General features: G+C 67.7%; 13 protein-coding genes and 1 pseudogene. 6 read left to right on the top strand and 8 right to left on the bottom strand.

Annotated elements, in window-relative coordinates:
- Nucleotides 1–13: 13 nt before the first annotated feature.
- Nucleotides 14–1,177 (bottom strand): tyrosine-type recombinase/integrase, encoded by a 1,164-nt coding sequence (locus ACT80S_RS03600; protein ID WP_377412724.1) that lies wholly within the window; start codon nucleotides 1,175–1,177, stop codon nucleotides 14–16.
- Between the two features lie 192 nt (nucleotides 1,178–1,369).
- Between ACT80S_RS03600 and ACT80S_RS03595 the strand changes: the two genes are divergently transcribed.
- Nucleotides 1,370–4,666: a beta strand repeat-containing protein gene (locus tag ACT80S_RS03595; RefSeq protein ID WP_377412722.1), complete on the top strand. Its 3,297-nt coding sequence runs from the start codon at nucleotides 1,370–1,372 to the stop codon at nucleotides 4,664–4,666.
- A gap of 75 nt (nucleotides 4,667–4,741) precedes the next feature.
- On the opposite strand, the gene ACT80S_RS03590 is transcribed toward ACT80S_RS03595, so the two are convergent.
- From ACT80S_RS03590 to ACT80S_RS03570, 5 genes are all read right to left on the bottom strand, one after another.
- Nucleotides 4,742–6,502 carry an Ig-like domain-containing protein gene (locus ACT80S_RS03590; RefSeq protein WP_377412719.1) on the bottom strand — a complete coding sequence of 587 codons (1,761 nt, stop codon included), beginning with the start codon at nucleotides 6,500–6,502 and terminating at the stop codon, nucleotides 4,742–4,744.
- 92 nt (nucleotides 6,503–6,594) lie between these two features.
- Nucleotides 6,595–7,587, bottom strand: a complete 993-nt coding sequence (locus ACT80S_RS03585) for an ABC transporter substrate-binding protein (RefSeq protein ID WP_377412717.1) — start codon at nucleotides 7,585–7,587, stop codon at nucleotides 6,595–6,597.
- 54 nt (nucleotides 7,588–7,641) lie between these two features.
- Nucleotides 7,642–8,631 (bottom strand): Bug family tripartite tricarboxylate transporter substrate binding protein, encoded by a 990-nt coding sequence (locus ACT80S_RS03580; protein WP_377412715.1) that lies wholly within the window; start codon nucleotides 8,629–8,631, stop codon nucleotides 7,642–7,644.
- 144 nt (nucleotides 8,632–8,775) lie between these two features.
- Nucleotides 8,776–9,609 carry a peptidylprolyl isomerase gene (locus tag ACT80S_RS03575; protein ID WP_377412713.1) on the bottom strand — a complete coding sequence of 278 codons (834 nt, stop codon included), beginning with the start codon at nucleotides 9,607–9,609 and terminating at the stop codon, nucleotides 8,776–8,778.
- Between the two features lie 226 nt (nucleotides 9,610–9,835).
- A complete protein-coding gene (locus tag ACT80S_RS03570) occupies nucleotides 9,836–10,492 on the bottom strand; it encodes a hypothetical protein (RefSeq protein WP_377412711.1) in 657 nt (218 codons plus the stop codon).
- 198 nt (nucleotides 10,493–10,690) lie between these two features.
- Between ACT80S_RS03570 and ACT80S_RS03565 the strand changes: the two genes are divergently transcribed.
- The 5 genes and pseudogenes from ACT80S_RS03565 (at nucleotide 10,691) to ACT80S_RS03545 (ending at nucleotide 13,018) form a co-directional block, all read left to right on the top strand.
- Complete coding sequence (locus ACT80S_RS03565) at nucleotides 10,691–11,620, top strand: transposase (protein ID WP_377412709.1); 930 nt, start codon at nucleotides 10,691–10,693, stop codon at nucleotides 11,618–11,620.
- 29 nt (nucleotides 11,621–11,649) lie between these two features.
- Nucleotides 11,650–11,979 carry a type II toxin-antitoxin system RelE/ParE family toxin gene (locus ACT80S_RS03560; protein WP_377412707.1) on the top strand — a complete coding sequence of 110 codons (330 nt, stop codon included), beginning with the start codon at nucleotides 11,650–11,652 and terminating at the stop codon, nucleotides 11,977–11,979.
- Nucleotides 11,976–12,305, top strand: a complete 330-nt coding sequence (locus ACT80S_RS03555; RefSeq protein WP_377412705.1) for a helix-turn-helix domain-containing protein — start codon at nucleotides 11,976–11,978, stop codon at nucleotides 12,303–12,305. Before ACT80S_RS03560 ends, ACT80S_RS03555 begins: the two co-directional genes overlap by 4 nt.
- A 51-nt stretch (nucleotides 12,306–12,356) precedes the next feature.
- A complete protein-coding gene (locus ACT80S_RS03550; RefSeq protein WP_377412703.1) occupies nucleotides 12,357–12,605 on the top strand; it encodes a type II toxin-antitoxin system Phd/YefM family antitoxin in 249 nt (82 codons plus the stop codon).
- Nucleotides 12,602–13,018, top strand: a pseudogene (locus ACT80S_RS03545) (type II toxin-antitoxin system VapC family toxin). Before ACT80S_RS03550 ends, ACT80S_RS03545 begins: the two are co-directional and overlap by 4 nt.
- 5 nt (nucleotides 13,019–13,023) lie before the next feature.
- On the opposite strand, the gene ACT80S_RS03540 reads toward ACT80S_RS03545, so the two are convergent.
- Together ACT80S_RS03540 and ACT80S_RS03535 are read right to left on the bottom strand one after the other, a co-directional pair.
- The gene (locus ACT80S_RS03540) at nucleotides 13,024–13,200 is read right to left on the bottom strand and encodes an addiction module antidote protein (RefSeq protein ID WP_377412701.1); all 177 of its coding nucleotides are present in this window, start codon (nucleotides 13,198–13,200) and stop codon (nucleotides 13,024–13,026) included.
- Nucleotides 13,197–13,334, bottom strand: coding sequence for a hypothetical protein (locus ACT80S_RS03535; protein ID WP_377412699.1), 138 nt, complete (start codon nucleotides 13,332–13,334; stop codon nucleotides 13,197–13,199). The genes ACT80S_RS03540 and ACT80S_RS03535 overlap by 4 nt, the downstream gene beginning before the upstream one ends.
- Between the last annotated feature and the right edge of the window lie 251 nt (nucleotides 13,335–13,585).

Raw genomic sequence — 13,585 nt, 5'->3', positions numbered from 1 at the left:
GCCTCGCCCGCCCTCAGCCCCCCCGCTTCAACCCCATCGCCGGCCCGATCAGCTCCACCGCCTGGGCCAGGCGTTCGCGGCTCAGGTGGGCGTAGCGGCTGGTGGTCTTGATGTCGGCGTGGCCCAGGAGCTCTTTCACCTCGTAGAGGCTGCGGCCGGAGTTCACCAGGAAGCTGGCGAAGCTGTGGCGCAGGTCGTGGATGCGCAGCTCGGGCAGGCCGGCCCGGTGGCGGGCCGTGTCCCAGCTGACGAAGATGGAGACGAAGGGCTTGCCGGTGGACGGGTTGGCAAAGACGAAGGGCGTCGCCGCGCCCTCCCCGGCCTGCCGGGCCTGCAGGTGGCGCAGGATGCCCAGGGCATCGGCCGACAGCGGCACATGCCGTACCTTGCCGGACTTGGAGCGCGGGATGCGCCAGGAGGCCTGGTCGAAGTTCACGTCGTCCCAGCGCGCCTCCAGCGCCTCGCGCCGGCGCGCGCCGGTGAGCACCAGGAAGGCGACGATGTACTGCAGCAGCGGGTTCTCGCTGGCGCGCACCGCGTCCATCAGCCGCTCGGACTCGGGCGCCGAGAGGAAGCGTTCGATCTTGTTGTCCACCTTGAGGCTGCGCAGCTCCTTGGCCGGGTTGCGCTCCACGCCCTCGAGCTTCCAGCGCAGGGCCAGCGTGTAGCCGTAGCGCAGGATCACCAGGAAGCGGTTGCTGGTGGCCGCGGCGTAGGCCTTCTTGCGCATCACCTCGATCACGCCGGCCAGCTCGCTCGCGCTCACCGCGCCCAGCGGCCGCGGGCCGAGGTGCGGAATGACATGGTTGCGGATGAAACTTTCGTCCGTACCCCAGCTGCGTTTGTAGGACTTCACGTAGGGCAGGTAGCGATTGAGAAAGAAGTCCTCGACCGTGAGGCTCCCGGCCCCCGCCTCATCCGCCCGGATGCCCAGGAGGTCGCGCCGCAGGATCTGCCGGGCCCGCTCCCGCGCCTCGTCCAGCGTGAGCAGGGCCGCGTTGCCCAGCGTGGCGAAGTTGCGGGCGCCGCGCACCGAGTAGCGCAGCTTGAAGGAGCGGGTGCCGGTGGGATAGACGTCGAGGAACAGCCCGGGCACCAGCGCGTCGGCCACCTCCATGTGCCGGCGTCCCGGGGGGCAACGCACCTGGTCGATCAGTTCCTGAGTGAGGCTGTGCACGATTTCGAGGCTCGGTCAACGATGCAATTCCGAAGTCGAATCTGATACTTTTTGTACTCTCTTATTTCGAAATTGAAACTCCCTGCGGTCGGTGTACCTGCAGTAAAAATGCAGTGCACAGGCGGATCTTGCTGTTCACATTGAATATATTCAATAGACTATTCGTCCCATACTTTCACGCTCACTGCAGGTGTGGATAACATCACCGGCACCGCGGGAAACGATACGGTTGACGGCGTCGTCGGCAACGTCATCCAGAACGGCGTGCTCGTGTCCGCCGCCACGCTGTCGGGCGTCGACACCATCAACGGTGGCGCGGGATCGAACAACGTGCTGAACATCGTCGACCAGGTCGGCGGCACCAGCGTTTCGAACATCAACACGACCAACATCCAGACGGTCAACGTGTCCTCCGTCGGCGATGTGGACCTCGACACCACGTCCGGCTTCTCCGGCCTCAAGACGCTGAACATCAACCGCGGCGACGACATCTACGCCATCGCCGCTGCAACCACGAACGTGAAAGTGAGCGGCGCCACGGGCGGCTACGTCGACGTGCGCGGCGGTGCCGACATCGCCGTCACCTCCAGCCAAGCCAACCAGGACGTCTACGTCGGCTACGACACCGGTGCCTCCGGCGCCGTGACCGTGAACCACGCCAACACCGGCAGCGGCTGGATCGAAGTCGATGGCGGCACCAACGTCACCGTGTCCGCACAGGGCGCAACCGGCGGCCGCGTGAACATCGGCACCTACAACACGGTCAAGCCCACCGGCACCATCTCGGTCAGCACCTCGGGCGCCGAATACAAGGCGACGAGCAACAACGTCAACCTCGGCGCGATCAACGTCACCGGTGGCACCACCGTCACGGTGAACCAGCAGGCGACCTCGTCGTCCGCCGCCGCGGCCACCGACACCAGCAATACCGTCGTCAGCCAGGGCGCCGTGTCCGTGACCGGCACGTCCCTGACCACCGCCGTCTACGTCGCCCAGACGACCGCCGCTGCCGCCGTCGACGCGCGCGAGGCCGTCGCCGCCAAGAAGGAGACGCAAGTCGTCAACTTCTCCGGCATGACCACCGGCCAGACCGTCACCATCGACGGCCTGACCTTCACCGCCGCCAAGACCCTGACCGCCGCCGAAGTGGCTGCCGCCTTCGCCAACCTGGCCAAGAGCGCCACGCAGAACACCACGGCCACGGCCAATGGCACCTTCACCGGTGCCCTGTCGGCCAACTGGACCTCCGGCGCCGTGACCTCCACGACGGTGAGCGGGACCACCACCTACTCGGTCACCTTCACCGCCGCCACCGCCAGCAACACGGACCAGACCCTCACCATCTCCAGCGTCGGCGCCACCGCCCCGACGCAAGGCGACAACGTGCTGGGCGCCGCTGAAGTCACGGCCCGTACCGGCGTGCTGGGCGTGAACGCGGGTACCGTGACCATCAACGGCGCCATCACCGGCACCGACAAGCTGGCCACCGTGTCCGTTGACGGCTTCGGCGCTTCGTCGTCGATCGCCTCCGACGCGCTGACGACCGTGACCCTGGCCCGCAGCGCCGAGGACATGTCCATCACCAACGCCGCCGCCACCAGCCTGGCCCTGAACGTCGTCGCCCTGGGCACGAAGTCCTCTGCCGGCGTGATCAACACCGCCCAGGTCAACGCGGGCAGCACCTACACCGCCATGAACGTGGCGACCTCCGGTGCCGACTCGTACGTCGAACTGACCGCGGGTGGCGTCAAGACACTGGCCCTGTCCGGCGACAAGGCCCTGGACCTGTCCGGTTCTTCGCTGGGCGCCCTGGAGTCGGTGACCATCACCGGCGCTGGTGGCGTGAAGGCCAACGTGTCCGCCGCCGCGAGCCTGGCTTCCGTGGACGCCTCCGCCTCCACCGGCAAGAACACGATCACGCTGAACGCCGTCAATGCCACCTACACCGGCGGCGCGGGCGTGGACAACGTGACGCTGTCTGCCACTGCACCGGCCAAGGCCGTGTCCCTGGGCGCTGGCGACGACTCGCTGACCCTGGCCACCGGCACCACCACCTCCACCGCGACCCTGTCCGGCGGCGATGGCACCGACACGCTGGTGATGGCTGCCGCCGACGCCGCCACGGCTTCCGCCACGGCGACCTTCGCGACCAAGATCGACGGCTTCGAGAAGCTGAGCCTGGGCACCGTGGCCGCCGGCCAGAACAAGACGGTCAACCTGGCGAACCTGGACGGCATCAGCTATGTCACCACCGCCGGTGGCGCCGCGACGAGCCAGGCCGCCCCGACCGTGACCATCGTGACGACCCAGGGCACGAGCACGACCCACGAGACCGCGGCCGTGACGTTCCCGGCGCTGTCCGCCGGCATGAGCATCACCATCGCCGGCGTGACCGCGACCGCGATCAACGACGCGACCTCCAGCGAAGTGGCTGCTGCGTTCTTCGGCTACTCGCCCACGGGCTCGGCCAACGTCAGCGTCAGCGGCAGCTACACGACCTGGGCTGGCCCGAGCATGAGCGGCTCCACGGTGTTCTTCGACTACGGCGCCAACGGCAACGTCACTGACCTGACCTACACCGCCACCGGCCTCGGCCCGGGTTCGCTGACCCTGACCAACATGGCTGCCAACGGCACGCTGGAGATCACCGCTGCCGGCACCGGCGCGGTCGTGACCCTGGCCGACGCCACCGGTACCGCCGACATCCTGAACGTGATCGTCAAGAACGGCTCCGGCATCAACGCCGGCACGGTGGACGCCGCTGGTGTCGAGACCATCGCCCTGGTGGTCACCGACAGCGACGTCGTCACCGTCACCACGCCCGACACGCACACCATCACGCTGAAGGACGCTGCGCTCAAGACCGTGACCCTGTCCGGCAATGCCAACGCCAACCTGAACCTGGACGCCAACGTGACGGCCCTGACCTCGGTCAATGCCTCCGCCCTGGGTGGCAAGCTGACGTTCGCGACCTCCGCGAGCGGCACCTCGGCCGTCACCGTCACCGGCGGCGCCGGCAACGACGTGCTCACCGCCAACCGCGCCGGCGACGTGCTGGTGGGCGGCGCAGGCAACGACACGCTGTCGATCCGCAGCAATGGCGTGACCGTGACTGGCGGCGCTGGCGCCGACGTGTTCAACGTGGACTTCGCGGTGAACAACGTCAACGCCTACGGCACCATCACCGACCTGCAGGCCGGCGACACGATCAAGTTCAACGCGGGCGCCAACGCGTTCAAGTCGGCCAAGGTCACCCTGGGCACGACCGCGGTCTTCGCCGACTATGCGAACGCTGCCATCGCCAACACCACCGACGGTGGCCTGGCCTGGTTCCAGTTCGGCGGCGACACCTATGTCGTGCAGAACATCGCTGCCGGCAGCGCCACGGAGTTCACCGCCAACCTGGACATCATCGTCAAGGTGACCGGCCTGGTGGACCTGAGCACTGCCTCGTTCAACGCCACCTCGGACACGCTGCTGGCCGTCTGACGAAGCCTCGAGCTCCCGGCGCGATAGCGCCGTGACGCAGACCCCGCGCCCCACAAGGGCGCGGGGTTTTTCATTTCAGGGGCTCACCCCGATGACCACCGCCGCGTCGAGCCTGGCGCCTGCGGCGTCATAGGCCACGCGCCCTTCATCCGCCCCGTAGATCACGTAATGCGCGATCGCGCCGTTGGTGCGGCTGCCCAGGAAGTCGGCCACGTGGCCGTCCACGTAGGCGGCCACGTCGGGGTTGTCACGCAGGTAGCGGGTACCGTCGTACGTGTCGAACACCGGGCCCGCGCTGCGCCCTTCCCACACGCCGTACAGGTTGTAGTGCAGGAACAGGGTGGCGGTGTCGAGGTTCGCGGCCTTGAGGTCGGGCCAGCGATTGGCGTAGTACGGGGCATCGAACCATGCATTCGGCCGCAGGCCCTGCGCGGCGCCGGCCGACAGGTAGTGCGTGCTGGCCGCGTCCATCGTCACCGAGGTCGCCAGCGTGGGGTTGGACAGCAGGTAGTAGGCCGGGTCGAACAGGAAGTCCCGGTTGGCCTTGTACGCCGGCACGCTGGTGCGCGCCGGGTTGAACAGGTCGAACACCTGCGTGCCGAACTGCACCTTCTCCACCTGCCGCAGCAGGTCGGTGCCGTCGCGGCCCGGCGTGGCGTCCGAGACGATGGCGGTGCGGGCCGCGCGGTCGATGGTGAGGCTGTAGCCGCCCACCGCGCCGCGGAACACCGCGGTATCCAGGCCGGCGCCGCCGTTGAACTCCTCCACCTGGTAGGTGCTGGCGAAGGCGTCGTCACCCGGCGTGCCGGGCACCACGGTGCCGCCCGTGTAGAAGCCGTAGGACACGCCGTCCGCCGAGGCCAGGCCGGAGAGGCCCTGCACCGCGCCCGGGGAGACGCTGAGCGTGTAGCGGGTGAACCAGGCGAGGTCCTTCGTGGGGTCGATCGAGAGCTCGGGGCCGCCCACCTCCACGCGGCTGCTGGAGGCCACGTCGAAGCTCTCCACCAGCGTGCCATCCATCTTGCGCAGCGAGATCGTGCCGCTGCCGCGGCGCACCACCTCGCTGAATTGCAGCACCAGGTCGGCGGCCACCGGCGCGGTAGCGGCGGCGTCGCCGGGGGTGAACGCGGTGACGGTGGGGCGGGCCTGCGCGTCCAGCAGCGTGTCGTTGGCCAGCATGCCCGCGAGCAGGGCGCCGTAGACCTCGCTGCCGCCCACGTCGGCCCACCAGGAACTGGTCGATTTGACGCCGATCACCTGGTTGCCCACCAGCAGCGGCCCACCCGAGCTGCCCGGGGCGAATACGTCGACGGCGGACTCGTACAGCGCATACCAGGAGGGGCGCGTCACGCTCACCGTCTCGGTCTGCATGCCGTCGGCATTGGAGGGGAAGCCGACGGCCTCGGCCACCTGCGTGCCATCGAAGCCCGGCGCGATGCCGAGCCAGCCCAGGGTATCGCCAACGGCGCGGTCCAGCCCCAGCAGCGCCACGTCGTACTGCGCCTCGGACTGCTCCATCGTTCCGTTGTCGGCGTTGGCGTAGGTCTGGCCGGGCCAGCTGAGGACGGACCAGCGCGTGGGGTGCACCGGCGTGCCCGGGTCATCGAAGGCGACGCGGGTGAAGCTGAAGTCGGCGCCGAAGTACACGCTGTACTTCGTGGCCCAGCCCCCGCGGTCGGGGTTGTAGATGGCGTGGCCGGCGGTGAGCACGTCGTTGCGGCCCACCAGCACCGCGCTGGCCACGCTCTGGGTTCCGTCGGGCCAGGAGACGATCAGCAGGCCGACGTCACGATAGGGTTGGGTGAGGCGCTGGGCGGCGGAGACTTCGACAGCCATGGGGACGAGGCACGGGGCAAGGCAACCTAAAGGCCTATCGTACTCCCGCCGGGTGGGCTGATCACCACCCGCTCACCGCCCCCGCCCCCGCCTCAGACCTTGAACCGCTCCAGCGTCTGCGGCGCGAACAGTTCCTCCGGCGCCATGAGCCGCTGCGCCACGCCCTGTTCGTAGGCGTATTGCGTGAAGGCGCGCAGCGTGGCCTGGTTGGCGTCCACGCCATAGGGCCAGAGGTCGCCCCCCATCAGGCTGCGGGCCTGCTCGGCGTGGTCAGGCAGCCAGGGCACGGGGAAGGCGGAGCAGGTGATGTCCAGGGCGCGGGCCTGGCTGGCCTCCTTGGCCTGCTCGAAGGCCTTGAGCAGGTTCATCGCCACCCAGGGGTGGCGCTCGTGCACCTCGCGGCGCAGCACCACCACGTGCATGATCGGGAAGATGCCGGTGCGGCGCCAGTAGTCCAGCTCGGTCTCGCGGTAGTCGGCGAACAGGCGGACCACGCGCCCGTCACCCCGCAGGAAGGCCTCCGGCGGCCGTGCGGTGAGGGCCGCGTCGATGCCGCCATCGGCCAGCAGGGACGACAGGCTGGCCTGCGGCGCGGGCGTGCAGCGCAGGCCCTCGGGCAGGGCCAGGGCCACCTTCTCCTTGCGGCCAGGCTGGTTCACGCCGGCCTGCACCCAATCGATGGATCGCAGGTCCACCCCGTACTCGTGCGCCAGCAGCCCGCGGCTGTAGATCGCGGCGGTCTGCGCCCACTCGGGCAGGCCCACGCGGCGGCCCGCGAGGTCCTGCGGGCGGGTGATGCCGGCGTCCGCGCGCACGTAGATCGACGAGTGCCGGAACACCCGCGAGGGGAACACCGGCAGCGCGATGAAATCGCAGCCCTGCGGGGACGAGGCCATCGCGATGTACTTGGCGAACGACACCTCCGAGATGTCGAACTCGCGAAAGCGCAGGAAGCGGAAGAACACCTCCTCCGGCTGGAAGTGCATGCCCACCAGGTCCAGCCCGTCGGGCCGGATGATTCCCTCGGTGAGGTCGCGGACATGGTCATAGGCGCCCAGGGCGATGGACAGGGTCAGGCGTGACACGGGGCTCGTCTTTCTTGTTCTCGGTTCGGGAAATCGCGGGCCGCAGCCCGGCGGTCAGTCCAGCCGCACGTTCAGCTCGCGGATCAACTTGCTGTAGCGGGCCTGGTCGCGCGCCATCAGCTCGCGCATCTCCTCGGGCGTGGTGGCCATGGGCTCGATGCCGCCGGCCGCCAGGAAGGCCTCGCTCAGCTCGGGGCTCTGCAACGCGCGCGCCACCTCGGCGCGCAGGCGCTGCAGCACCGGCGCCGGGGTGCCGGCGGGCGCGAACAGGCCGATCCAGATCGTGTTCTCGAAGCCGGGGAAGGACTCGGCGATGGTGGGCACCTCGGGCAGCGACTTCGAGCGCTGGAGGCCGCTGGTGGCCAGGGCCTGCAGCTTGCCGGCCTTGATCAGGTTGGCGTTGGAGGTGCCGGCAAACATCGCCGCCGTCTCGCCGCCGATGGTAGCCGCGGTGGCCGGCGTGCCGCCCTTGTACGGCACGTGCAGCAGGTCGAAGCCGGCGCGCGCCTTGAGCAGCTCCATCGTGAGGTGGTGCTGGCTGCCATTGCCGCCGGAGGCGTAGGCCAGCGGCGGCTTGGCGCGCCGGGCGAGCTCCACGAACTCGGCCAGGTTCTTCACCTTCAGGCCCGGGTTCACCGCCAGCACGAACTGGTTGGCCCCCAGGGTCGCCACCGGCACCAGCTCCTTGTTCACGTCCACCGGCATGCGGGCGTAGAGGTAGGGGTTGATCACGAACAGGCTGTCCATGCCCACCAGGAGGGTGTGGCCGTCGGCCGGGGCGCGCGCGGTGAACTCGGCGGCCACGTTGCCGTTGGAGCCGGTCTTGTTGTCAACCACCACGGACTGGCCGGTCTGGGCGGCCAGGCGCTGGCCCAGGGCGCGCGCGATCAGGTCGGGCGCGCCGCCGGGCGGGATGGGAACGACCAGGCGGATCGGCCGGCTCGGCCAGGTCTGCGCGTGGGCCTGCCCCAGCGGGGCGAGGGCGGCGAGCGCACAGGCAGCCAGGGCGAGCCAGCGACGGCGCGCGCGAGGGCGTGGGGGCATGGGGTCTCCTGCGTTGTCGGGTCTGCGCCCGGTTGGCTGGAGATTGTTCAGCCTTCCCGCGGCGGGATCAACACCGCGAGGTCTCCCGGGAGGCACGCAGGTGACAGGCCCTGCCCGCGGGCCGGGCGCCCCGCGTCGCCGGGCCTACTTCACCTGCAGGGCCAGGGTGATCGTGATGTCGGTCAGCGGTACGTCGTTGAAGCCGTTGAAGGTGCCGGTGGGCTTGGCCGCGATGGTGTCCACCACGTCCAGGCCGGCGGTGACCGCGCCGAACACGGCGTAGCCGGGGTTGCTGGCGCTGCGGTAGTCCAGGCTGGTGTTGTCGACGAGGTTGATGAAGAACTCGGAGGTGGCGGAGTCCGGCGCGCTGGTGCGGGCCATGGCCACGCTGCCGCGCACGTTGCGCAGGCCGTTGTTGCTCTCGAGCGTGATGGGTGCCAGCTGGCCGGGCTTCTTCACCATGCCGGTGGTGTAGCCGCCGCCCTGCACCACGAAGCCGGGGATCACGCGGTGGAACAGCGTGCTGCGGTAGTAGCCGTTGCCCACGTAGGTGAGGAAATTGCGCACCGTGACGGGCGCGGCCGCCGGGTCCAGCTCCAGGGTGATGTTGCCGGCGTCGGTGAGCATGGCCACCTGCGGCTTGGGCACGGTGAGCGTGGTCTGGTACAGCACGGCGCCCTCGGCGGAGCGCAGGGTCAAGGGGAACTCGCCGACGCGCTCCACGGTGCAATTGAGCACCGCCAGCTCGGGGGTGCTGCTGCTGGCGAAGCTGGGGTTGGTGCAGGCGCCGCCGGTGTCCGCCACCATCGTGTTGCGCAGGTGCACGCCGCCCACGTAGAAGGTGGCGGCCTTCCCGAACATCATCGACTGGACCTGGAAGCCGTTCACGGCCGGCTTCGGGTCACTGCCGCCGCCGCAGGCGGCCAGCAGGGCGGCGGTGGCGGTCACGAGCAGGGCGCGGGGAAGGGAGGGAGGCATGGTCGGGGGGAAGGCGGGCGATCGGGGGATTGTCGCGCAGGAAGGGATGGGGTCAGGTCTTGCATCAACGCGACAGCAAAAAGTTCGGCCATTCGTGGTGCGAGATCGCGCAGAACTTCGGGGTACACGACTCCCCGGTAGGTTGGACGGTCAGAGGGAATGGCGTGGGACCAGAGAGCGATCGGTCGCGTTGATGCAAGACCTGACCCCAGCCCCCCAGCCCCACTCAGTCCCATGCCTTCGGAAGCCCCACGCGGTCGTAGACCTCCCAGCCGAGGTTGGTCAGTTTGACTTGTACCAACTGCTCGCTGCGACTGGCCGCACCGAGGGCGGCAGACACCGAGGAGAAGGCTTCCTGGATCTCCGGCTTCAGCGCCCAGGCGGCCTGGCCGTCGATCTTGAAGTGATAGGCGACCCGGGCCTCCTGATACTCACCGAACTTCAGCGGCCCTTCCCACTTCACCACCTTGTCGAGGACAGCCCGGCCCCAGCAGAGAACTTGGCGCTTGTCCGGTGTCTCATGGACATAGGGGCGAGCCGCTTCTGTGAGCGAGTAGCGCCGTGCCTTTTCCTTCACCCGCATGGGCTTCAAGTCGAAGCCTGTTCGCTCGGAATCCACGTCGACATCCTCGCTTCGCGCAAGCCCGACCGACTCCAACGCGACGAGGGTGCGAGGCGGCCCGCCCGGTGAAAAGAGCGACTTGCGCATGGCGTACTCGGGGATATCGACCGGCCATTGGCGGATGCCGAGGCACAAGCCATCGCTGCGGGCGAGGAATGCCTCGATCGCTTTGGCGAAGTTGCGCTCGCTCGGATCCGACTTGCTTCCGCACCCCGCGCCAAGCACGCCCAACGCGATTCCGATGGTCCATGCAAACCTCATATTGCCCCCTGGTCAACGCCGAAATCCGCAGCGCGCGGAAGTCTAGGGAAGGCGCTCCTCGGAGGCGATGCGGGTTGGACGAGCGGGATGGGGTCAGGTCTTGCATCAACGCGACAGCTTTAACTGTCGCGTCTGCCAACACCAACGCAACCGCATCCGTCCTTTGCGCTGAATCGCCTGCCCGCCTAGGCTGCGGCGATGGCTCGACCGCTTCGCATCGAATTCCCTGGCTGCCTGTACCACGTGACATCTCGCGGAGATCGCCGCGAGGCCATCTACGAGGACGACCACGATCGCCGGGTCTGGCTCGATCTCCTGGCGGAGGCCTGTGACCGCTTCCACTGGGTCTGCCATGCCTGGTGCCAGATGACCAACCACTACCACCTGATGGTGGAAACCGTGGAGCCCACCTTGTCGCGGGGCATGCGGCACCTGAATGGCGTCTTCACCCAATGGAGCAACCGGCGCCACGAGCGAACCGGGCACCTGTTCCAGGGCCGCTTCAAGGCCATCGTGGTGGAGAAGGAGTCGCATTTGCTGGAGTTGAGCCGCTACATCGTCCTCAACCCCGTCAGGGGCGGCATGGTGCGGCTGCCAGGCGACTGGCCCTGGAGCTCCTGGCATGCCACGGCGGGCCTGCACGCTGCGCCGGGCTGGCTCGACGTTGACTGGCTCCTGGCCCGGTTCGCACGGGACAGGGCTGTGGCCATGGATCGATACCGCCGCTTCGTGCTTGGAGGCATCGGCCTCGCGAGCCCGCTGCGAGACGCTGCGGGGCAAGGCATCCTGGGCAGTGAGCCCTTCGTTCAGCGGGTGCTGGGGCAGGCGCGCGCCGCGCAGGCGCCCGCGGAGGTGCCCCGCTTGCAGCGCCACGCCAAGCCGCAGACGCTGGCGGACTACGCGGCGGGGGCGCCCAACGCCTCACAGGCCATGGCGCACGCCTACGCCAGCGGCGGCTATTCGCTGCGCGAGATCGCGGAGCACTTCGGGGTGCATTACTCCACGGTGAGTCGGGCGGTCAGGGGGAGTGGGGTGGGGGGGGGGGGGCGATCGGTCGCGTTGATGCAAGACCTGACCCCCCTTTCGCCCCCTTTCGCCCCCGTTCGACCTCGATCTTCCCGGGCTTGAAAAATACAAAACCTTGTATATCATCGCCAATGAAGGACATTGAGTTTCTGGGCAGTTCGTTGGATGACCTTCGAGCATTCCCGTCTTCCGTGATGCGGGAGGCGGGTTACCAACTCGACCGGATCCAGAACGGCTTCCTCCCCAATGACTCCAAGCCCATGCCCAGCATCGGGAAGGCGGTGACCGAGCTGAGGCTTTGGGATGAGGCGGGCACTTTCAGAGTCATCTACCTGGCCAAACTTGAACAAGCTGTCTACGTATTGCATTGCTTCCAGAAGAAGACAGAGAAGACCACAAAGAAAGACATCGACCTCGCAGTCCGGCGCTTGAAGCAACTGCTCAAGGAGATCGAATCATGAAGAGTCAAAAATTCGCGAGCGTCTGGGATGCCATCGAGGACACCCCCCAGGCGGCGGCCAGCATGAGGGCGCGATCCACGCTCATGATGGAGCTGGCCCGCCTGATCGAAGGGCGGGGCATGACGCAAGCCGAGGCAGCGCAGCTGTTTGGCGTGACCCAGCCCAGGGTCTCGGACCTGATGCGTGGAAAGATCAACCTGTTCTCGCTGGACATGCTGATGGACATGGCCGCAACGGCGGGGATGGCGCCGGTGGTGAAGCTGTCGAAACCGAAGGCGCTGCCCGTCAAACACCACAGGCGCACAGGCCATGAAATGGCCTGCTAGGCTGATCGCCCTTTAAATCTGACCTGTCTGGTCAGTATGAGGTGGTCGAAGATGCACACATGGCAAATGCAGGAAGCCAAGGCGCGGATGTCCGAGCTGGTCAAGCGCGCCCAAACGCAGCCGCAAGACATCACCTTGCACGGCAGGTCCGTGGCCGTGGTCGTGTCCCGCGAGACCTTCGACAAGTTGTCCCAGGCCCAGAAGTCGCTCGTGGATTACATGCGGCGTTCGCCGCTCCATGAGGCCGAAGGCATCGAATTGGAGCGTGACCGCAGCCGCACCCGCAAGGTATCGTTTTGAGCTACCTGGTCGATACCAACGTGCTCTCCGAGTTGCGGCGCAAGGCGCCCAACCCGGGCGTGGTCGACTGGTTTTCGTAACGACGTCCCCTCACGTTGCACCTCTGCGTGCTCACGCTGGGGGAGATTCGCAAGGGCATCGAGGCAGTGGGTGACCAGGCTCGCAGGCAAGCGCTGCTGGACTGGCTCGAAACCGAGTTGCCCGCGTTCTTCACCGGCCGGGTCCATGCCATTGATTCAGCTGTGGCCGATCGCTGGGGGCGGCTCGTTGCCGCTGCTGGCTGGCCCCTGCCGGCCATTGACAGCTTGCTAGCCGCCACAGCCCTGACCCATGGCCTCGTCCTGGTCACGCGCAACGTGAAAGACTTCAACGGGCTGCCCGTTGAAACGTTCAATCCTTGGACGAAGTCGTGACTCCATCAACCTCGAGACACCGACAAATGCAAGCCTGAAGCATTGACGACAGCCAGCAAGGTCTTGATCGTCGGGTTCCCCCGTGGCCCGAGAGCGCGGTACAGGGACTCCCTCGGGATCCCCGCGCGCTGGGCGACCGCGGACATGCCCTGCGCCTCAGCGATATGCCGCAGTGCCGTCAACAGGGCCTGCTGGCCGCCGGGTTGGTCGGCTTCGTCCAGGGCCGCGGCCAGGTATTCGTTGGCAACCCCTGGTCGGCCCTGAGCATCTCGACGATGGTCTCGTCATGCGCGCGGCTTGCTTTCGCGGTGGTCATTTCAACTTCCTTCGGTGCTGCCAATCAGCCCAATACCCGTGGGCCAGATCAATGTCTGCTTGCTGGCGGCGTTTGTCGCCGCCCACCAGCAGCAAGATCAAGCGCTGTCCGGCTTGGGCGTAGTAGAGGCGCCACCGCTGGCCCGGCAACGCATTCGTGCGGCTGCGTTGGAATGAACAGACGCGGCCGTTGGACCCGGCAAGGATTCGGTCGCGTTGATGCAAGACCCGTTGATGCAAGACCTGACCCCA

The organism is Ramlibacter sp. MAHUQ-53 (genome assembly GCF_052600055.1).
The sequence above is the reverse complement of the archived record's forward strand: the minus strand, read 5'-3'. Positions and strand labels throughout refer to the sequence as shown.